21 protein-coding genes and 1 tRNA gene are annotated in these 20,091 nt (G+C 60.4%); 17 read left to right on the top strand and 5 right to left on the bottom strand.

What is annotated here, in order from left to right; translation table 11 throughout:
• Positions 1-15 precede the first annotated feature (15 nt).
• From JNO51_RS13940 to JNO51_RS13930, 3 genes are all read left to right on the top strand, one after another.
• On the top strand, positions 16-771 hold the full coding sequence (locus tag JNO51_RS13940) for a cytochrome c1 (RefSeq protein WP_215778357.1): 756 nt from the start codon (positions 16-18) through the stop codon (positions 769-771).
• A gap of 154 nt (positions 772-925) precedes the next feature.
• Complete coding sequence (locus JNO51_RS13935) at positions 926-1,528, top strand: glutathione S-transferase N-terminal domain-containing protein (RefSeq protein WP_215778355.1); 603 nt, start codon at positions 926-928, stop codon at positions 1,526-1,528.
• Positions 1,529-1,537: 9 nt separating this feature from the next.
• Positions 1,538-1,984 (top strand): ClpXP protease specificity-enhancing factor, encoded by a 447-nt coding sequence (locus tag JNO51_RS13930; protein ID WP_215778352.1) that lies wholly within the window; start codon positions 1,538-1,540, stop codon positions 1,982-1,984.
• A 111-nt stretch (positions 1,985-2,095) separates the two neighbouring features.
• Here JNO51_RS13930 and JNO51_RS13925 read toward each other — a convergent pair whose 3' ends face one another.
• Both JNO51_RS13925 and glnK read right to left on the bottom strand, forming a co-directional pair.
• A complete protein-coding gene (locus JNO51_RS13925) occupies positions 2,096-3,406 on the bottom strand; it encodes an ammonium transporter (RefSeq protein ID WP_215778350.1) in 1,311 nt (436 codons plus the stop codon).
• A 23-nt stretch (positions 3,407-3,429) separates the two neighbouring features.
• Positions 3,430-3,768, bottom strand: coding sequence for a P-II family nitrogen regulator (glnK, locus tag JNO51_RS13920; protein ID WP_133679525.1), 339 nt, complete (start codon positions 3,766-3,768; stop codon positions 3,430-3,432).
• Between the two features lie 357 nt (positions 3,769-4,125).
• Here glnK and JNO51_RS13915 point away from each other — a divergent pair, with 357 nt between their 5' ends.
• From JNO51_RS13915 to JNO51_RS13890, 6 genes are all read left to right on the top strand, one after another.
• The gene (locus tag JNO51_RS13915; protein WP_215778348.1) at positions 4,126-4,386 is read left to right on the top strand and encodes an accessory factor UbiK family protein; all 261 of its coding nucleotides are present in this window, start codon (positions 4,126-4,128) and stop codon (positions 4,384-4,386) included.
• An 8-nt stretch (positions 4,387-4,394) separates the two neighbouring features.
• A complete protein-coding gene (locus JNO51_RS13910; protein WP_215778346.1) occupies positions 4,395-5,897 on the top strand; it encodes a YifB family Mg chelatase-like AAA ATPase in 1,503 nt (500 codons plus the stop codon).
• Between the two features lie 71 nt (positions 5,898-5,968).
• On the top strand, positions 5,969-6,682 hold the full coding sequence (locus JNO51_RS13905) for an SPOR domain-containing protein (RefSeq protein ID WP_252346091.1): 714 nt from the start codon (positions 5,969-5,971) through the stop codon (positions 6,680-6,682).
• Between the two features lie 62 nt (positions 6,683-6,744).
• Positions 6,745-7,362: a thiol:disulfide interchange protein DsbA/DsbL gene (locus JNO51_RS13900; protein ID WP_215778341.1), complete on the top strand. Its 618-nt coding sequence runs from the start codon at positions 6,745-6,747 to the stop codon at positions 7,360-7,362.
• 59 nt (positions 7,363-7,421) lie between these two features.
• Positions 7,422-8,243 (top strand): undecaprenyl-diphosphate phosphatase, encoded by an 822-nt coding sequence (locus JNO51_RS13895; protein ID WP_215778339.1) that lies wholly within the window; start codon positions 7,422-7,424, stop codon positions 8,241-8,243.
• Between the two features lie 49 nt (positions 8,244-8,292).
• Positions 8,293-8,369: transfer RNA gene (locus JNO51_RS13890), tRNA-Met, on the top strand.
• A gap of 222 nt (positions 8,370-8,591) precedes the next feature.
• On the opposite strand, the gene purB is transcribed toward JNO51_RS13890, so the two are convergent.
• Positions 8,592-9,962, bottom strand: a complete 1,371-nt coding sequence (gene purB / locus JNO51_RS13885) for an adenylosuccinate lyase (protein ID WP_215778337.1) — start codon at positions 9,960-9,962, stop codon at positions 8,592-8,594.
• A 60-nt stretch (positions 9,963-10,022) separates the two neighbouring features.
• Positions 10,023-11,375, bottom strand: a complete 1,353-nt coding sequence (gene ffh / locus JNO51_RS13880; protein ID WP_215778335.1) for a signal recognition particle protein — start codon at positions 11,373-11,375, stop codon at positions 10,023-10,025.
• Between the two features lie 108 nt (positions 11,376-11,483).
• On the opposite strand from ffh, the gene JNO51_RS13875 reads away from it, so the two are divergent.
• Positions 11,484-12,305 carry an inner membrane protein YpjD gene (locus JNO51_RS13875; RefSeq protein WP_215778324.1) on the top strand — a complete coding sequence of 274 codons (822 nt, stop codon included), beginning with the start codon at positions 11,484-11,486 and terminating at the stop codon, positions 12,303-12,305.
• A 38-nt stretch (positions 12,306-12,343) separates the two neighbouring features.
• Complete coding sequence (locus JNO51_RS13870; protein WP_215778322.1) at positions 12,344-12,628, top strand: ComEA family DNA-binding protein; 285 nt, start codon at positions 12,344-12,346, stop codon at positions 12,626-12,628.
• A gap of 47 nt (positions 12,629-12,675) precedes the next feature.
• Here JNO51_RS13870 and JNO51_RS13865 read toward each other — a convergent pair whose 3' ends face one another.
• Positions 12,676-14,067, bottom strand: a complete 1,392-nt coding sequence (locus JNO51_RS13865; protein ID WP_215778319.1) for a deoxyribodipyrimidine photo-lyase — start codon at positions 14,065-14,067, stop codon at positions 12,676-12,678.
• 332 nt (positions 14,068-14,399) lie between these two features.
• Here JNO51_RS13865 and JNO51_RS13860 point away from each other — a divergent pair, with 332 nt between their 5' ends.
• The 6 genes from JNO51_RS13860 (at position 14,400) to zapD (ending at position 20,088) form a co-directional block, all read left to right on the top strand.
• On the top strand, positions 14,400-15,569 hold the full coding sequence (locus JNO51_RS13860) for a porin (protein ID WP_215778317.1): 1,170 nt from the start codon (positions 14,400-14,402) through the stop codon (positions 15,567-15,569).
• Positions 15,570-15,716: 147 nt separating this feature from the next.
• Positions 15,717-16,847 carry a GspE/PulE family protein gene (locus tag JNO51_RS13855; protein WP_215778315.1) on the top strand — a complete coding sequence of 377 codons (1,131 nt, stop codon included), beginning with the start codon at positions 15,717-15,719 and terminating at the stop codon, positions 16,845-16,847.
• Between the two features lie 4 nt (positions 16,848-16,851).
• Complete coding sequence (locus tag JNO51_RS13850) at positions 16,852-17,898, top strand: type II secretion system F family protein (RefSeq protein WP_215778313.1); 1,047 nt, start codon at positions 16,852-16,854, stop codon at positions 17,896-17,898.
• Positions 17,898-18,668 (top strand): A24 family peptidase, encoded by a 771-nt coding sequence (locus JNO51_RS13845; protein ID WP_215778310.1) that lies wholly within the window; start codon positions 17,898-17,900, stop codon positions 18,666-18,668. Before JNO51_RS13850 ends, JNO51_RS13845 begins: the two co-directional genes overlap by 1 nt.
• A gap of 14 nt (positions 18,669-18,682) precedes the next feature.
• The gene (gene coaE / locus JNO51_RS13840) at positions 18,683-19,285 is read left to right on the top strand and encodes a dephospho-CoA kinase (RefSeq protein ID WP_215778308.1); all 603 of its coding nucleotides are present in this window, start codon (positions 18,683-18,685) and stop codon (positions 19,283-19,285) included.
• Positions 19,286-19,329: 44 nt separating this feature from the next.
• Complete coding sequence (gene zapD, locus JNO51_RS13835; RefSeq protein ID WP_215778306.1) at positions 19,330-20,088, top strand: cell division protein ZapD; 759 nt, start codon at positions 19,330-19,332, stop codon at positions 20,086-20,088.
• Positions 20,089-20,091: the final 3 nt, after the last annotated feature.

Here is a 20,091-nt window from a genome sequence, read left to right as displayed (position 1 = left end):
GAAGGGATGACCATCATGAAAAAGCCAATTCGTCATCTGCTCGCGGCGCTGGCACTGCTGCTGCCGTTGGCAGCAGCGGCCGAAGAAGGTCCGGTGCTGCCGAAGGCACCGATTGATATTCAGGACACCGAGTCGTTGCAGCGCGGTGCGCAGATCTTCGTCAACTACTGTCTGTCCTGCCATTCGGCCAATGCCATGCGCTACAACCGGCTGACCGATATTGGTCTGTCGGAAGATCAGATCAAGAAGAACCTGATGTTCGCCAGTGACAAGATCGGCGACACCATGCATGTGGCCATGGATCCGCAGGATGCCAAGAAGTGGTTGAGCAACAACCCGCCGGATTTGTCGGTTGAGGCGCGTGCTCGTGGCGCCGACTGGCTGTATGCCTACCTGCGCGGTTTCTACCGGGACGATACCCGTCCGACCGGCTGGAACAACCTGGTGTTCGACAAGGTGGCCATGCCGCATGTGCTGTGGCAATGGCAGGGTGACCAGCAGCTGAAAACCGTGAAGAACAGTGACGGCACCGAAGAGAAACAACTGGTGCTGGTCAAGGCAGGCAGCATGACCAAGCTGGAAAACGGTCACGCCAATACGGCCGAGTTCGACCAGCGTATGGCCGACCTGACCAACTACCTGGTCTTCATGGCCGAGCCGGCTCAGGTCAAGCGACTGCAGATCGGTTATGTCGTGCTGATGTTCCTCGGCCTGTTGCTGTTGCCGCTGGCCTACTTCCTCAAGAAGGAATACTGGCGCGACGTGCACTGAGACGAGTGAACTTCGGGATAAAAGGCAAGGTGCGAACCTTGCTTTTTTTCTTTTTTAATCATGCGCTTACGCATAAAAACTGGTAATGGCAGGGTGGAAAATGCTAGAATCGTGGCAATTTTCCAACCTGAACCGTCAAGGATGAGTGCCTGCCATGATGACCCTGTACTCCGGCATTACCTGCCCCTTCAGCCACCGTTGCCGTATCGTGCTGTACGAAAAGGGCATGGATTTCGAGATCATCGACGTGGATCTCCACAACAAGCCGGAAGACCTCGCGGTAATGAATCCGTACAACGAGGTGCCGGTGTTGATCGAGCGTGATCTGATCCTGCATGAATCCGACATCATCAACGAATACATCGACGAGCGCTTCCCGCACCCGCAACTGATGCCGGCCGATCCGGTGATGCGTGCCCGTGCCCGTCTGTTCCTGTTCCGTTTCGAAAAGGAACTGTTCAACCACGTCAAGACACTGGAATCCGGTGCGACCGGCAAGGAAGCCACCAAGGCCCGTGAAGCCATCCGTGACGGCCTGACCACCATCGCCCCGATCTTTGCCAAGCAGAAGTTCATGCTGGCCGATGATTTCTCGATGATCGATGTGGCCATCGCGCCGCTGATGTGGCGTCTGGAACACTACAACATCGATCTGGGCAAGAGTGCCGCGCCGATTCTCAAGTACGCCGAGCGTATTTTCCAGCGCCAGTCGTTCATCGATTCGCTGACGCCGTCCGAAAAGGCCATGCGTAAATAAGGGGTTCCCATGACCACCAGCACCAAACCCTATCTGCTCCGTGCCCTGCATCAGTGGTGCACCGACAACGGTCATACGCCGTATATCGTCGTATGGGTCAATGAGCGTACCGATGTGCCGCGCGAGTATGTGCAGAACAACGAGATTGTGCTGAACATCAGTGCCGATGCCACCAAGGAGCTGCGCATCGATAATGACCTGATCACCTTCTCGGCGCGTTTTGCCGGTGTGGCCCGTCAGGTCTTCGTGCCGATTGGCAACGTGATGTCGATCTTCGCCCGCGAAACCGGTGAGGGGATGGGGTTTGATGTCGAGCTGGCCAATACCGAGCACCTGCATGCCGTTGATCATGCACCGGCGGCGATTCCGGGCGAGAAGGGCAATCAGTCTGCTTCGCCTGCCGCCCCCGAGGGCGACAAGCCCAAGGGGCCGCCCAACCTGCGCATCGTCAAGTAAGCCGGATCGAATCATCACGGGCGCTGCGGCGCCCGTTTTTCTTTGTCCGCCCGGCAGACAAAAAAAGGGGGCGCCGAAGCGCCCCAAAGTCCCTTACCACGAATTCTGTGCTTATTCGATGCGTTCACCGTGCAGAACCACGTCCAGCCCTTCGCGTTCTTCTTCTTCGGCGACACGCAGACCGACAACCAGATCGATGACTTTCAGCAGGATGAAGGTCACGATCGCGCAGTACACCGCCGTGACGCCAACCCCCAGCGCCTGAGTGGCCAGACTGCCATCGGCGCCGCCGATATGCTTGACGGCGAAGACACCGGTCAGCAGGGCGCCGAGAATGCCGCCGACGCCGTGAACACCGAAGGCATCCAGCGAGTCGTCATAGCCCAGCATGTGCTTCAGGCCGGTGGCACCCCAGAAGCAGACCACCCCGGCAGCGATGCCGATGATCAGGGCACCCTGTACATCGACGAAACCGGAGGCCGGCGTGATGGCCACCAGGCCGGCGACGGCGCCGGAGGCGATGCCGAGCACGGACGGCTTTTTCTTGGTCAGCCATTCGGCAAACATCCAGGCCAGTGCCGCCGCGGCAGTGGCGATCTGGGTGGTGACCATGGCCATGGCGGCGCGCCCATCGGCGACGACCGCGGAGCCGGCGTTGAAGCCGAACCAGCCTACCCACAGCATCGAAGCGCCAATCAGCGTCAGGACCAGGTTATGCGGCGGCATGGCTTCCTTGCCGAAGCCGACACGCTTGCCCATCACCAGGGCACAGACCAGACCGGCGATACCGGCATTGATGTGCACCACTGTGCCGCCGGCAAAATCCAGGACCCCCTTGCCGGCCATCCATCCGCCCGGTGCCCACACCCAGTGGGCGACCGGCGCGTAGACCAGAATCGACCACAGGGTCATGAAGATCAGCATGGCGGAGAACTTCATCCGCTCGGCAAAGGCACCGGTGATCAGTGCCGGCGTGATGATGGCAAAGGTCATCTGGAACATCATGAAGACTGCTTCAGGAATGGTGCCGGCGCTCGGGTGGACGCTGATCTTCTTGACGTCACTGAGGTAGTCCATGCCCTGCAGGAAGGCGCGGCTGAGGTCGCCGATGTACGGCGAGCCGACCGTAAAGGCCAGGCTGTACCCGATGACCGTCCAGATGATCGTGACCAGTGCGGTAATGGCAAAGCTCTGCATCAGGGTCGCCAGGACGTTCTTCTTGCGTACCATGCCACCGTAGAACAGCGCCAGACCCGGGATGGTCATGAACAGAACCAGCGCGGTCGAGGTCATCATCCAGGCCGTGTCACCGGAGTTGATGACCTTGAAGTCTTGCAGTGCCGGACCTGCCGGCGCATCGGCCAAAGCCGGCAGGGCAAGAAACAGCCCGACCAGACCCAGCGCAGTGATGGTTTTCTTCATCTCTATTCCCCCCTGTCCAATGATCAAACTGCGTCCACGCCGGTTTCGCCCGTCCGGATACGGACAACCTGCAGCAGATCCACGACAAAAATCTTGCCGTCACCGATCTTGCCGGTACGCGCCGATTTCTCGATGGCTTCGACGACCTGATCAAGCAGGGCATCGTCGATGGCGATTTCCAGTTTGACCTTGGGCAGGAAGTCCACCACATACTCTGCGCCGCGATAGAGTTCGGTGTGTCCCTTCTGGCGCCCGAAGCCTTTGACTTCCGAGACGGTGATACCTTGTACGCCGATGGCCGAGAGGGCCTCGCGTACTTCGTCAAGCTTGAACGGCTTGATAATCGCTGTGACCAATTTCATGACCTCTCCTTTGCTGTCCCTGATCCTGCTGATGTTTTGTAGACTTCATATGCTGCATTGCAGAAAACATGCCAGCCTCACACTGTTGTGAGAAAAAAATTCCGCGAGCAGACTGAATGCCTTATCCAGCCAGCATTTCGGCCGCTTGAAAAAAGCAGGCTGTCTGTTCGTCCGCGTTGTTGTCTGAACGAGGGCAGGGCGGTGATGCGGGGGCGCAGGTCCGGCTCGTCTGTTCATGCACCATGCTGGTGCGTTGGCTGGCAAGTCTGGTGCATGCCACGGACACTGCGGGAGCTGGGGCTTTTTGCTACACTCAAGCCGGATTTCAATCAGACCGAATACGAACGGAGTATTGCCATGCTTAGTCAGAAACTGTTCGAGGAATTGAGCAGCAAAATCAGTGAGACCATCGCCGCTAGCCCGGTTCGGGATGTGGAGAAAAACCTCAAGGCCATGATGGCCGCGACTTTCAGCAAGCTGGATCTGGTTACCCGCGAGGAGTTCGAGGTGCAGCAGGAGGTACTGGTTCGCACCCGCGAGCAGCTGGCTCGGCTGGAGGAGCGTCTGGCGCGTCTGGAAGGGGCGTCGGATGAGGCTGCGGAACACGGCCACGCCTGATTGCGGCGATGAAGCTCGCCGTGGTGCATAGTCGGGCGCTGGATGGTGCGGATGCGCCCGACGTGGAAGTGGAAGTGCATCTTTCAGCGGGGTTGCCCGCTTTTCATATCGTTGGTTTGCCTGATACCGAGGTCAAGGAGAGTCGCGACAGGGTCCGCAGCGCGATTCAGACCTCCGGCTTTGAATTTCCCGCCAGCAAGATCATCGTCAGCCTGGCGCCGGCTGACCTGCCCAAGGCCTCCGGCCGTTTCGATCTGCCGATTGCGCTGGGCATCCTGGCCGCTTCCGGCCAACTGCTGGCAGCGCCACTTGCCCGGCATGAGTTCGCCGGCGAGCTGGGGCTGTCCGGGCAGTTGCGGCCGGTGCGCGGTGCGCTGGCGATGGCCTGTCATGCGGCCCGTGCTGAACGTTGCCTGGTGCTGCCCACGGCCAGTGCGGCCGAGGCGGCGCTGGTGCCCGGCGTGCAGGTTTTGCAGGCAGACAGCCTGCTGCAGGTCTGTGCGCATCTCAATGGTGTGCAGGCGCTGAGTATCGCCGAGGCGAAGTCTCCGCCGTGTGGTCGTTTGCTGCCGGATCTTGCCGAGGTGCGCGGGCAGGGCGTTGCCCGTCATGCTCTCGAACTGGCGGCGGCTGGGGGCCACAGCCTGCTGATGATCGGGGCGCCGGGCTGTGGCAAGAGCATGCTGGCGGCGCGTCTGCCCGGTATTCTGCCCGTGATGAGCGAAGCGGAGGCGCTGGAGTGTGCTGCGCTGCATTCCCTCAGCTCGCAGGGCTTCGATCCGGCGGACTGGCGCCAGCGTCCCTTTCGCGCCCCGCATCATGGCAGTTCGGTCGCGGCGCTGGTGGGGGGCGGCAGCGTGCCCAGACCGGGGGAAATCACGCTGGCGCATCATGGGGTGCTGTTCCTGGATGAAATGCCCGAGTTCGAACGACGGGCTCTGGAGGCGCTGCGCGAGCCCATGGAGACCGGGGTGGTCCATCTGGCGCGCGCCGCACGCCGTTTCTCCTTCCCGGCCCGTTTTCAGCTGGTGGCGGCCATGAATCCCTGCCCCTGTGGCTATGCCGGGGATGTCTCGGGAAGATGTCTGTGTTCGCCTGAGCAAATTTCGCGTTATCGCGGTAAAATCTCCGGCCCCCTGCTGGATCGTATCGACATGCAGGTGGAAATGGCGGGGCACACGCCTGCCGAGCTGTTGCAAAACGGCCCGGGAGAAGGGTCCGCCCTCGTGCTGCAGCGTGTGCAGATGGCGCGTGAGCGTCAACTGCATCGCCAGGGCAAGGTGAATGCTTTTTTGACGGCAGGTGAACTTGAGCGCTATTGCCGTGTCGAAACCGGTTTGCTTGAGTTTCTTGCTGAGTTGTTGGGGCGACTGCATCTGTCTGCACGCGCCTTGCATCGAACCTTGCGTCTGGCGCTGACCCTGGCCGATCTGGCCGGGTTGGCAAAGGTTGGTCGCGCGCAGGTGTTGCAGGCCGTGCAACTGAGGAGGCAGACCTTCGCGCGGCAGTAGTCCTCTTCTGTTTTAGGCGGGATAATGCCTGAATCAATCAACTTGGTATGTCATTGATGGGTCATCGTGATTTGAAGAATTCTTCTCGGCCGGCACGCAGTCATGCGACCAGCAAACGTAGTGGCGGTGGTGGTGGGGTGATGATGGGCGTCATCATCGGCCTGATCGTGGGCGTGGCGGCCGTGGTCGGCGTGGTGATGTATTTCAGCAAGGCGGGTACGCCGTTCACCAACCTGCAGAAGATGGAGCACACGGCCAGCCAGGGGGCGGCTTCCACCCCGACGCAGATCCTGTCGCCAGGGATAACCCTGAGCAATGCCAGTGCCAATGACAAGGGCCCGGTCGAGGCGCCGCCCGCGCCGTCCGCTGCGGCATCGCAGCCGGCAACCGCCCCGCAGCCTGCTGCCGGCGGCCAGGTCGCCAAGCCGCAGCCGGCGGACAAGGACAAGAACAGCCAGCGTTTCGATTTCTACAAGATCCTGCCGGGGCAGGTCGATGCCGTCGTCAAGGATGGCGCTGCACCGGCCGCCGCCCATGCGGACAATGTCGGCAAGAAGCCCTATCTGCAGCTGGGCGCCTTCCAGGATCAGGATGATGCCGACAATCTCAAGGCCAAGCTGGCCCTGATTGGCGTCGAAGCCACCATTCAGTCTGCCGATGTGCCGGGCAAGGGGATCGTGCACCGAGTCCGGGTCGGCCCGTTTGCCACCCAGGCAGATATTGACCGGGTTCGTAGTCTGCTCAAGCAAAACGGCATCGATCTGGCGGGGCGTCCCGCGAATTGATGCACACGGGCACGGTCTCGAAGGCCGGCCTGTCAATCAAAAGCACAGAGTGAGGAGAAAGCATGAAGAAGTGGCTTTTCGCAGTACTGATGGTGGTCACCGGTCTGGCGCACGCCGCACTGGTTGAGGGCGAGGGCAAGGACTATACCCGTCTGATGACACCGCAACCGGTTGCCAATCCCAAGAAGGTCGAGGTAATCGAGTTCTTCTCTTATACCTGCATCCATTGCTATGACCTGGATGTCAGCATGAGCAACTGGGTCAAGACCAAGCCGTCCTACGTTGATTTCAAGCGTGTGCAGATTGTCTGGGGTTCGCAGTTCGAGCCGTTTGCCAAACTGTTCGCCACCATGAACGCCCTGAACCTGACCGAGAAGTTGCATCATCCGGTGTTTGTGGCCATGGTCGAAAAGCGTATCAATCTGGGCGATCCGGCCAAGCTGACTGCCTGGCTCAAGACCCAGCCCGGGGTTGATGTGAACAAGTTCATGCAGACCTACAACTCCTTCGGCATCAATGCCCAGGTGGCCAGTGCCAAGCAGATGACACAGAATTATGCCATTCAGGGCACGCCGACCCTGGTGGTCAATGGCAAAAATGCCCTGCAGCCGGCTACCCCGGATGTGCTGCTCAAACACCTGAATGAAATGGTGGCCATGGCGAAGAAAGAGATCAAATAACCCTTCGGAAGGGTTAGAATAACGGGCGCATTGTGCGCCCGTTTTTTTATGGGGAAATGATGGATCTGATTCTTCTGGGCAAGGCTCTGCTATTGGGTGTCGTCGAGGGCATCACGGAGTTTTTTCCAATCTCGAGTACCGGGCATTTGATTGTCGCCGCCGACTTGATCGGCTTTGATGGTGCCACCGCCAAAGTCTTTGAGGTCGTGATTCAGCTGGGGGCCATCCTGGCTGTTCTGTGGATCTACCGCCAGCGTTTCTGGGACCTGGCCTGCGGGATTGTCGCCAAGCGCGAGCAACAGCAGTTTGCCGGCCACTTGCTGCTGGCTTTTCTGCCCGCGGCCGTGGTGGGGGTGTTGACGGCGGGCTTCATCAAGGCCCGCTTGTTTAATGCGCCCAGCGTGGCCATGGCGCTGGTGGTCGGGGGACTGATCATTCTGTGGGTGGAACGACGTCCGAGACGGGGCCGGGTGCTCGATGTGGATGCCATGAGCTGGCAGGATGCCCTGAAGGTCGGCTGTGCCCAGGTGCTGGCGCTGGTGCCGGGAACGTCTCGTTCCGGGGCGACCATCATTGGCGGCATGTTGTTCGGGCTGGACCGGCGTGTCGCCACCGAGTTCTCGTTCTTCCTCGCCGTGCCGACCATGTTTGCCGCGACGCTTTACGATGTCTACAAGCACCATGCCTTGTTTTCGATATCGGATCTGCCGGTGTTTGCGCTGGGGTTCATCGCGGCGTTCTTTAGTGCCCTGGTGGCGGTTCGCGGCTTGATCCGCTATGTCTCGAACCATTCCTTCGCTGTGTTCGCCTGGTACCGAATCGCATTTGGTTTACTGATTCTGGCCAGCTGGAAGCTGGGCTGGGTCGCTTGGTCTTCCTGAGGCCTTGACAGCAAGGTATTCGTTCTGTAATATACTTTTCTCTAACGGACGCGGGGTGGAGCAGTCTGGTAGCTCGTCGGGCTCATAACCCGAAGGTCGTAGGTTCAAATCCTGCCCCCGCAACCAAGTATTCCGAAGCCAGAGCATTCCTTGTCAAAGGTGCTCTGGCTCCTTCGCGTTTAGCTTGGCGTTAGTTCGCGTTCATTCTTTTTTGGGCGCGTTCCCCTCGAGTCATGTTTTTATACGGCCATGCCTGCGCATGGCCGTTCTTTTATGTTCCGCGGCAATGTTTGCTAACAAAAAAGGCGATCGGATGATCGCCTTTTTGCGTTGTCCAGTGCGGACCGCTCAGATGCGCTTGGCCAGGTCGGTCGCCTTGCCAGTGTAGCTGGCCGGTGTCAGAGCCAGCAGGCGTGCCTTTTCCGCTTCCGGGATGGCCAGGCTGCGGATGAACGAGGCCAGGGTTTCCCGGGTGATGCCGTCCTTGCCACGGGTCAGCTCTTTCAGTTGCTCGTAGGGGTTGGCGACACCGTACCGGCGCATCACGGTCTGGATCGGCTCTGCCAGCAGCTCCCAGGTGCTGTCCAGATCCTGCTGCATGGCCGGCAGGTTGGCTTCCAGCTTGTTCAGGCCGCGCAGGCAGGCCGAGTAGCCCAGCAGGGTGTAGCCCATGGCTACGCCCATGTTGCGCAGCACCGTCGAGTCGGTCAGGTCGCGCTGCCAGCGCGAAATCGGCAGCTTTTCCGCCAGGTGCGTCAGCAGGGCATTGGCCAGACCGAAGTTGCCTTCGGCGTTCTCAAAGTCGATCGGGTTAACCTTGTGCGGCATGGTGGAGCTGCCCACTTCGCCTGCCTTGACCTTCTGCTTGAAGTAGCCCAGCGAGATATAGCCCCAGATGTCGCGGTTCAGGTCGATCAGCACGGTATTGATGCGCGACAGGGTCTGGAACAGCTCCGCCATGTAGTCGTGCGGTTCGATCTGGATGGTGTAGGGGTTGAAGGTCAGGCCGAGGCTGGCGACAAAACGGCCGCACAGACTTTCCCAGTCGATTTCCGGATAGGCGACCAGGTGGGCGTTGTAATTGCCGACGGCACCGTTGATCTTGCCCAGCATTTCCTGGCCCATCAGCTGTTCACGCTGGCGTTGCAGGCGATAGATGACGTTGGCCAGCTCCTTGCCCATGGTGGACGGCGTTGCCGGCTGCCCGTGGGTACGGCACATCATGGGGGCCGGTGCCAGCTCGTGGGCCAGTTCGGTCAGACGCGAGATCAGTCCATCCAGTGCCGGCAGCATGACCGTGTTGCGCGCGGTTTTGAGCATCAGGGCGTGCGACAAGTTGTTGATGTCTTCCGAAGTGCAGGCGAAGTGGATGAATTCGCTGGCGTTCATGACCTCGGGGTTGTCGGACAGGCGTTCTTTCAGCCAGTACTCGATCGCCTTGACGTCGTGGTTGGTGCGCGCTTCGATCGCCTTGACGGCCTGGGCATGCTCTTCGCTGAAGTGCAGGATGATGTCGTCGATTTCAGCGATGGTGGTGGCCGAGAACGGCGGCACTTCTTCGATGCCTGGTTCGGCAGCCAGCATCTTGAGCCATTCCAGCTCGACCTTGATGCGGGCTTTCATCAGTCCGTATTCGGAGAACAGGTTTCGCAGCGGCTCGGTTTGTCCGGCGTAGCGGCCGTCCAGCGGGCTCAGTGCGGTCATCGTCGACAAGTTCATGGCTTGCTTCCAGTCAGAGATTTGAATCCGGGCGCGCCAGCGCCCATGTGTTGCGATGGCTTACATGCCGGGCATCATGCCCTTCATGCCGCGCATCATCTTCATCAAGCCGCCCTTGGAGAACTGCTTCATGAGTTTTTGCGTCTGCTCGAACTGATTGAGCAGTTTGTTGACTTCCTGCACCGAGGTGCCAGAACCGGCAGCGATCCGTCGCTTGCGGCTGGCTTTGATCAGTTCCGGCTTGCGGCGTTCGAGCGGGGTCATCGAATTGATGATGGCTTCAATGCGCGCCATGCTCTTTTCTGCCTCGGCACCCTGAATGCCCTTGGCCATCTGGCCCAGCTGGCCCGGCATTTTTTCCATCAGGTTGCTCATGCCGCCCATCTTTTTCATCTGCTGCATCTGGGCCTTGAAGTCTTCCAGGTCGAAACCCTTGCCGCTCTTGAGCTTTTTCGCCACACGGGCGGCTTCTTCCTGATCGATGCCCTTCTGGACATCCTCGATCAGCGACAGTACGTCGCCCATGCCGAGGATGCGGCTGGCCATGCGGTCCGGATGGAAGGGCTCGAGGCCGTTGATCTTTTCGCCGACACCGATGAACTTGATCGGTTTGCCGGTGACATGGCGTACCGACAGGGCGGCACCACCACGCGCGTCACCGTCCATCTTGGTGAGGATCACGCCGGTCAGGGGCAGGGCTTCGTTGAAGGCCTGGGCCGTATGGACGGCATCCTGGCCCTGCATGGCGTCGACCACGAACAGGGTTTCAATCGGATTGAGCGCGGCATGCAGGGACTTGATTTCCTGCATCATGGCATCGTCGATGGCCAGGCGGCCGGCGGTGTCGACCATCAGGACGTCAAAGTAGTGACGCTTGGCATGGTCGAGCGCCGCGCGCGCGATGGCTTCAGGTTGCTGACCGGCATCCGACGGGAACCACTCCACGCCGACCTGGCTCGCCAGCAGCTTCAACTGCTCGATAGCCGCAGGACGGTAAACGTCCGCCGAGACCACCAGAACCTTTTTCTTTTGCGTTTCCTTGAGCAGTTTGGCCAGCTTGCCCACGGTGGTGGTCTTGCCGGCGCCCTGCAGACCGGCCATCAGGATGATGGCGGGCGGGACCGCAGCCAGATTGAGCGCGTCATTCTGGGCGCCCATCAGGCGGGTAAGTTCTTCGTTGACCACGCCGATCAGCGCCTGGCCGGGGGTCAGGCTGCCGATGACTTCCTGACCGAGGGCGCGTTGCTTGACGTCGGCGATGAAACTTTTGACCACCGGCAGCGCCACATCCGCCTCCAGCAGTGCCATGCGCACCTCACGCAGTGCGTCGGTGATATTGGTTTCCGACAGACGGGCCTGGCCGCGCAGGGTTTTGATGACGCCGGAGAGGCGATTGGAAAGGTTGTCGAGCATGGAACTTCCTCGTGTCTGCCATCAAACGGCAGCTTGGTGTAGACTCTCAAACAGTCCATTTTACACTAGCGGCCGACCCTGTGTCCGGCTGCCGACGAAATTACCACGATGACCGGTTTTCTGCCCGCACTCAGCCTGATCCTGATTGTCGCCTATGCGGCATTGTCCTGGCATGTCATCCGCCATTGGGGCGGTCCTCAGAGCGGAACGCGCAATGTACGGCGCGAGCACTCCGCGCTGGGGATGCTGTTGCTGTTGCACGCCATTGCCGTGTTCGCTCCCATGATGCAGGGGCAGATGGTGGCGCTTGGTGTCGGGCATGCCATGGCGGCCGTCGTGTGGCTGATGCTGACCATCTACTGGACCAGCGGCTTTTTCTATCGCGTCGATGGTCTGCAACTGTTCATGATGCCGCTGGCCAGCCTGACGCTGGCCTTTGCCCTGTTGTTCCCTGGCAGCCATGCGGTGCACGATCTGTTCAACCCCGCCTTTGCCTTCCACATACTGGTCTCGATGCTGGCCTACAGCCTGTTCGCTATCGGCGCCATGCTGGCCATCCTGATGTTGTGGCTGGAGCGGGCCCTGCATGCCCGTCGTGCCGCACCGCTGCTCAGTCGTCTGCCGCCGCTGCTCTCGCTCGAGCGCATGATGTTCCAGGTGCTGTCGGTGGGCTTTGTGCTGCTCACCGCTACACTGGTCAGCGGGGTGGTGTTTTCCGAAGAAGTGCTGGGACGGCCTGCGGCCTTTACCCATAAAACCGTGTTCGGCGCCATTTCCTGGCTGCTGTTCGGTGCGCTGCTGGCTGGGCGCTGGCGTTACGGTTGGCGGGGCCGGGTGGCTATCCGCTGGACCCTGGCCGGTTTTGTCGCTTTGTTATTGGCATACCTCGGCAGCAAGATTGTTCTCGAGTTGATTCTCCACCGCGGCTAGGGGCTGCCGACTGGCCGCGCTCTTGAAAGGAGCAGGCCATGCAGCAACTGGTTTTGTCGTTTTTTCTGATGTGTCTGTCAGCGCTGGCGCTGGCAGCCGTCAATATCAATACCGCCAGCCGGCAGGAACTTGAAACACTTCAGGGGGTAGGCCCCGCCAAGGCCCGTGCCATTATCGAGTTTCGCGAAAAGCATGGGCCTTTTGCTGCGGTGCAGGATCTGCGCCGCGTGCCGGGCTTTGGCGACAAGACGGTGCGCAAGCTCGCCGACAAACTGAGCGTCAGCGGGCCGACCGTGATCGAAGCAGAGCAAGCCAAGCGGTAAGTAATATATAAGGAGTGCGGGTCGGGCCGCCTGCCGGCGGCCCGATGTTACGTCTGGCCGAACAGAGCCAGCGCCGCGGCTCTTTGAACGGCATGGTCGATCAGCGGGGGCGGGTAGTCTCCATGGCGGAGTTTTTCGCCGGCCTGCCAGGGGGCATGGATGTCTCGATCACTCATCCCGGTCAGCTCCGGCACAAACTGGCGGATGAAGCGGCCTTGCGGATCAAACTTCTTTGACTGGGTGACCGGATTGAAAATGCGGAACCACGGCTGCGCATCACAGCCCGTCGAGGCGGCCCACTGCCAGCCACCATTGTTGGAGGCCAGTTCGTAGTCGAGCAGATGTTCGGCAAAAAACTGCTCCCCCCAGCGCCAGTCCACCAGCAAATCCTTGACCAGAAAGCTGGCGACCAGCATGCGCAGGCGATTGTGCATCCAGCCGGTCTGACGCAATTGCCGCATCGCCGCATCCACCAGCGGGTAGCCTGTGCGCCCTTCGCACCAGGCCTCGAACCAGTCCTGGCGATTGCCAAAGGCCAGATGGCGGTACTGAGGGCGGAAGCTTTGTTCCACGACGTGGGGGAAATGCCACAGTAGTTGCTGGTAGAACTCGCGCCAGATCAGTTCATTGAGCCAGGTGCTGGCGCCCGGGGAGGGGCGAGAGGTGGTCAGTGCGACCGCCTGACGAACGGACACCGTACCAAAACGCAGGTGCGGCGACAGCCGTGAAGTGCCATCCACCGCAGGAAAATCCCGCTCCTCGTGATAACGATCCAGTCGGTCGGCAAAGCGCTGCAGCAAGGTCTGCGCGGCGAATTCACCGGGTTGCCAGCCCAGAGAGCACAAATCAGTCGGCATAAAGCCGATCTCTTCCAGCGATGGCAAAGTTTGCGGGGCGATCGGGCAAAGCTTGTGCAGCAGTGTCTCGCTGGGATAGGGCTGCCAGTCGGCGGACGTCAGGCGCGCCAGCCAGGCTTGTTTGTAGGGAGTGAATACGGTGTAGGGCGTACCGGCTTTGCTCAGAATCGCATCGCGGGCGAAGATGACCTGGTCTTGCACCAGCTCCAGGCGGCAGCCTTGCTGCTGCAGCGCCTGGGCCACCTGTTGGTCGCGGCTGATTGCCTGTGGCTCCACATCGCTGGCGGCATAGACGGCGACAGCCTGATGGCGCGCCGCCAGGCGGCAGATCTCTTCTTGCGGATGTCCCATGGCCACCAGCAGGTCACTGCCACGCTGCTGCAACTGCTGTTTCAGCACCTGCAGACTGTGCCAGATGAAGTCTACCCGGCGATCGTGTCGAGGCAAATGCTCCAGAATGCCCCGGTCGAAAACAAAGACACACAAGGTGTGCGGATGGTTTTTCAACGCAGAATAGAGCGCGGCGTGATCCTGCAGGCGAAGGTCGCGGCGGAGCCAGCAAAGGGCGGTTTCGGTGCTCATGATGGGCAAATCTCTCTGTTCTGAAGCGCGGTTCAGGTCTGGTTAGACCACTTTTGTTGTGTTTTTTACAACACTATATGTGTGTTGCGATTGTTTTGTTGTGATTTGACAACAAAGCGACAAACTTAAAATATCTATTAAAAACATATGCTTGTGATGTTTTGCTGTGATTTTGTCTAGCGGCGTGCGCCGACAGCTCGCGACGGTTTTGTATTTTAGCAACGGGCGATTTATATTCCGGACACAAACCACCGCACAGTAACGGTGGTGACAAAATGTTCGGACAATTCAGCGTTACGGACAAATTTAACTGACTTCGAAAGGAATGAGCGATGAACAAAAAGCTGATCGCTGTTGCACTGGCTGCTCTGCCGGTCGCCGCTATGGCTGACGTAACCATCTATGGTGACCTGAGCGTTGCTGTACAGCATGACTCGGTTTCCAACCAGGCTTCGCAAAACCGCGTGCAAGATACCACCTCCAAGGTTGGTTTCAAGGGCACCGAAGACCTGGGCAACGGCCTGAAGACCGTATGGCAAGTTGAAACCCGCGCTCACGCTGATGGCACCGGTTCCGACGGCTTCGCTTCGCGTCAGACCTTCGTTGGTCTGGACGGCGGCAACCTGGGTCTGGTCCGCATTGGTTACATCAACAACTTCCAGAACGATCTGGGCGCGGTTGACCAGTGGCAATATAACAGCAACTACGGTTATGGCTCTAAGGCTTCCAGCGGTTCTGTTGCCAGCCTGTCGGGCGCTAATGGTCTGGGTATCTTCACCAATACCGGTGCCCGCCTGACCAACGCCATCCGTTACGACAGCGCTACCTTCGCCGGCTTCAACTTCGGCCTGGTGTACAGCGCTGGTGAAAACGCCGTTCAAAACCAACGTGCTGACGGCACCACTAGCTCCTCCAACATCTGGGGTGCTGGCCTGAACTACACCTACGGCCCGGTTGCTGCTCACTACGCTTACCAGCAAGAAAGCAATCCGTCGAACGTCGTTGGCTCCACTGGCAACCATTCGGCTTCCAAGCACTACGTAGAAGTTGACTACAACCAAGACAACCTGTTTGTTGGCCTGGCTTACGCTTCTTCGACCGGTTACGACTGGCAAGACGGCTTCGCTGGCGACAACGGCGGCTTCGACATCACCAAGAAGTGGAACGGTAATGTTGTTGGCGCTACCGGTAACAACTCGGTTCAAGCTCAGCTGAAGGCCCGTCAGGCTGCTCTGTCCGCTTCCTACGCTTTCGGCGCCATCGTACCGAAGATCACCTACGCCAAGGGCTGGGATCAAAGCGCCAACGGTTCGAGCGTGAACAACTCGGGCTACACCCAGTATGTTCTGGGCGTTGACTACCTGCTGTCCAAGCGCACCACCGCTGGTCTGTCCTACGGTCGTGTAAACTTCGACAAGAACACCACCCTGGCTCAAGGCTGGAACTCTGGTTCCGACCTGACCGTCAAGACCCTGGCGTTCACCCTGCAACACAACTTCTAATCTGATTCCGATCAGTTAGAACTGTGATGGAAAGGGCTGCTTCGGCAGCCCTTTTTCCATTTGCGCTTTTCCCTTTGCCACGCTCCCTGTTCTTTCTCCACGTACTTGCCTAGTCTTGGCAGCTTTCCACCCACGGAGAGCTGAGTCATGTTCGAACACGAACCCAGCAGCGCTTACCTGCAATCTCTGATTGAAGCCGCCATCGGCGAGCGGGCATCCGATATTCATCTCGAACCCGGGCATGTGCACAGTGTCATCCGCTGGCGTATCGACGGGCAGCTGCGACCGGCTACGCTGTCCTCTCCCGTCGGGCATGACCGCCTGGTGTCGTGCGCCAAGGTGCTGGCCCAGATGGACATTGCCGAGCGGCGGCTGCCTCAGGATGGCCGCTTTGACTTCACGCTGCCGGATGGCGTCGTGCGCGATATCCGTGTCAGCAGTCTGCCGACGCTGGCAGGCGAAAAACTGGTGATGCGTATCCTGAGTCAGCCGCAGGCCCTGCCATTGAGTGCACTCGGGCTGGCGTCCGCGCAATTGCAGCGCCTGCAGCAGGGACTGGCCCGGCCGCATGGCATGTTGCTGATGACCGGTCCGACCGGCAGTGGCAAAACCACAACGCTGTATGCCTGCCTGCAATCACTCTCGGTACAGACGCTGAATGTCAGTACGGTGGAAGACCCGGTTGAAATGGCGCTGGAGGGCGTACATCAGGTGGCGGTGTGTGAGCGGAGTGGACTGGACTTCCCACTGGCGCTGCGCGCGCTGCTACGGCAGGACCCGGATGTCATCATGGTCGGTGAGATGCGCGATGGCCTTACGGCCGACATCGCCATCAAGGCGGCGCAAACGGGTCATCTGGTGCTGTCCAGTCTGCATACTGCCAGTGCCCGTGCGTCTATTGCCCGTTTGTTGAATATGGGCGTCTCCGCCGTCAACCTGGCCTCGGCCAGACCGCTGATTGTGTCGCAGCGCTTGCTGCGCAGGCTATGCCGACAGTGTCGCCAGCCAGTGCATCTGTCGCCGGGTGGCTGGCGAGAGCTGGGGTGGCCGCAGGCCCTGCCGGAACAGATGGATTGTCATGATGCTGCAGGCTGCCCGGCGTGCCAGTTCAGTGGCTATCACGGGCGCATTGGCATCTTCGAATTGCTGCAGTTTTCCGAGGAGGGACGGGGGGCCGAGATGCAGGAAACCGGTCCCAATTTGCGCCAGGCCGCCTTGCTCAAGGTGATGCAGGGGGAAACCAGTCTGGCTGAAGCGTTGGCGCAGACAGAGGCCTGAGTCCATGCTGCGTCAGTCATCACACGCACAACAGCTGGGCTGGGTGTTGCGTCAGCTGGCAACCTTGCTGCAGGCCGGTGTGCCACTGAGTCAGGCGCTGGAAATCCTGGTCCAGGGGCCATTGTCGGCTAATATGCATCAGGCACTGCAGGGGGTGAGTTATGCCCTGAGTGAAGGCGAGGCATTGCATCGGGCGCTGCAGCGCTTTCCGCGGCTGTTTCCTGCCAGGGTCTGCGTGGCCATCATGGCCGCCGAGGCCGGCGGCCAGTTGGCCAGGACGCTGATGCAGCTGGCGCTGGAGCAGGAGGGGCGAAATCGTCTGGCTGCCAGGGTTCGTCAGGCACTGTTTTACCCGGTCCTGGTGATGCTGACCGGGTTGGGGGTAATGCTCGGCGTCTGTCTGACGGTGGTGCCGGTGTTTCGCGAGCACTATCTGGCCGCCGGACGTGACTTGCCCCTGGTGACGCGGGGGCTGCTCGCGCTGACCGACGCCCTCACCAGCCCCCTGGGCGCCTTGTTGCCGATCTGTGCTGTCCTGCTGGTTTGGCTTCTCCGTCGGCGGGCCTGGTTCGGGCGCAGCTGGCTGCTGGCGCGGCTGGCGGACCGGCTGCCGCTGTGGGGGGCGCTGAGACGCGAGGCGGCCCTGGCGCGCTGGACCCGGACACTGTCCCTGCTGCTCGAGGCCGGGGTGCCCCTGATGGTGGCATTGCCGGCGGCTTCGCAGGCGGCCGGTCATCATGTTCTGGATCATCTTTCGCGCACAATGCTGCAGTTGGTCAGTGCGGGCAGCAGCCTGCACCAGACCGTGGCGGGCATGCCCTGGTTTCCGCCGATTCTGGTCCAGCTGCTGCGTGTCGGCGAACAGAGCGGGGCACTGGCCGGCATGTGTGCGCGGGCTGCCGAGTATTTTGCGGCGGAGGTGGAGCAAAGGGTGGCCGTGCTGACTGGCTTGCTGGAGCCCTTTGCCATGCTGCTGCTGGGGCTGATGTGTGCCGGCCTGATCTGGGCACTTTATCTGCCGATCTTTGAATTGGGTGAAACGGTGATGTGATGATGATTTCCTTGCTTCCCTGGTGGCTGGTCGGCCTGTTTGGCCTGCTGATCGGCAGTTTTCTGAATGTACTGATCCACCGCCTGCCGCGCATGGTGCGAGGGGAGGTCAGCGGGGTGTACAACCCGGTCTGGCCGCGTTCGCATTGTCCGGCTTGTCGCCATGTCCTGCGTGCTCGTGACCTGGTTCCGGTGCTCTCCTGGCTGTGCCTGCGCGGACGTTGTGCCTTTTGCCAGGCCGGCATTTCCGCACGCTACCCCCTGGTCGAGCTGCTGACGGGGAGTTGTTTTGCCTTGCTGGCCTGGCGCGCGGGGGATGCTTACTGGCTGCTTGGCGGGCTGTGGCTGACGGCCTGCCTGATCGCCCTGCTGGTCATCGATGCCGAAACCGGGCTGTTGCCGGACAGCCTGACGCTGCCCCTGCTGTGGGCCGGGCTGCTGTTCAACCTGAACGGCGCCCGTGTCCCGCTCTCGCAGGCTGTGCTCGGGGCGGTGGCTGGTTATCTGGTGCTGTGGCTGTTGTACTGGTGCTTCCGGCTGCTGACCGGGCGTGAAGGCCTGGGGTATGGCGATTTCAAGCTGCTGGCGGCGCTGGGCGCCTGGCTGGGCTGGCAGGCGTTGCCGCCGCTGCTGCTGCTGTCTTCGCTGACAGGTTTGGTTGCGGCGGGTATCCTTATGCTTTTGCGGCGCATGTCGCGCCGTGATGCATTGCCCTTCGGACCATTTCTGGCGCTGGCTGGCTGGATGTACTGGCTGTGGGGGGCTGCTTGAAGAGACGTTGAACCATGGCAATCAAGGTAGTGGGCCTGACCGGCGGTATCGGTTCAGGCAAGAGCGCGGCGGCTGATCTGTTCGCCGGGCTGGGGGTGGTGGTCGTCGACACTGATGTCATCTCGCGCCGTCTGACCGGGCCCGATGGCGAGGCCATGGCGCCGTTGCGCCAGGCGTTTGGTGCCGAGTGTGTGTTGCCGGATGGTTCCCTGAACCGGGTGGCGATGCGGCAGCAGGTGTTTGCCGATCCGCAGGCGCGTGCACGGCTGGAGGCGATCCTGCACCCCATGATCATGGTGCACGGCATGCGTCAGCTGCAGCAGGCACAGGGGGCTTACGCGCTGCTGGTGGTGCCGCTGCTGTTTGAAAGCCAGCGCTATCTGACCCTGATTTCACGCAGTTTGCTGATTGATTGTGACGAGTCGCTGCAGGTGGCGCGCGTGGCGCAACGCAGTGGATTGTCCGATACGGAGGTGCGCGCCATCATGGCGGCGCAGATGTCTCGGGCAGAAAGACAGGCCCGCGCGGACGATATTATCCACAATAACGGCTCATTGGATGATTTGAGGCTTCAAGTTGAGGAGAAACATCGTTATTATCATGCCATTCTCAGCTAGATTAACCATCCTGAATCAAAGCCACCAAGAAGGGCGGACGCGTCGTGATCAGTTTTGAATTCCCTGTCACCGAGCGGACTCGGATCCTGCTCAGACTGGAACAGCTCTATGGACGGCTCGGCTTTTTCATCGAGCGTGAGCATTGCTACGAGCATCATGCTGCGCTGCTGGTGCTGTTCGAGCTGATGGAAACCGCGTCCAGGGCCGATCTGAAGGCGGATCTGCTGCAGGAACTCGAGCGACAGAAGCAAATGCTCGAGGCCTTGCGCGACAACCCGAATGTGGCGGAAGAAACCCTGGAAGGGGTGCTGGAGTCGATCGAGGCGACCTCGACCGATCTGCTGGCCCTGACCGGCAAATTCGGCCAGCATCTGCGCGAAAACGAATGGCTGATGGCCATCAAACAGCGGGCAGGCATTCCGGGCGGGACTTGCCAGTTCGATTTGCCCTCCTACCATCTGTGGCAGGAAAAAACCTCCGATGAGCGACGCATCGACCTGAAACGCTGGGTTGCCCCGCTGATGCCGACTGCCGAAGCCACGCGCATCCTGCTGCAAATCCTGCGCGACAGTGGTAAAACCCACCACTACGTGGCCCGCCACGGTGCATTCCAGCAAATGTCTGGCGGCAAGGTGGTTCAGCTGATCCGGGTGAATTACGATGAAACGCTGGGCATCCTGCCTGAGCTGTCCGCCAACAAATACGCGCTGAACATCCGCTTCATCGAGGCCGGCACCGGCGAGTCGCGTGCCCGCCAGACCGAGAGCGACATCGAGTTCGGCCTGACCCACTGCAAATTTTAACTT

The sequence above is a fragment of the Paludibacterium sp. B53371 genome (assembly GCF_018802765.1).
Taxonomy (GTDB): Bacteria; Pseudomonadota; Gammaproteobacteria; order Burkholderiales; family Chromobacteriaceae; genus Paludibacterium.
The sequence above is the reverse complement of the archived record's forward strand: the minus strand, read 5'-3'. Positions and strand labels throughout refer to the sequence as shown.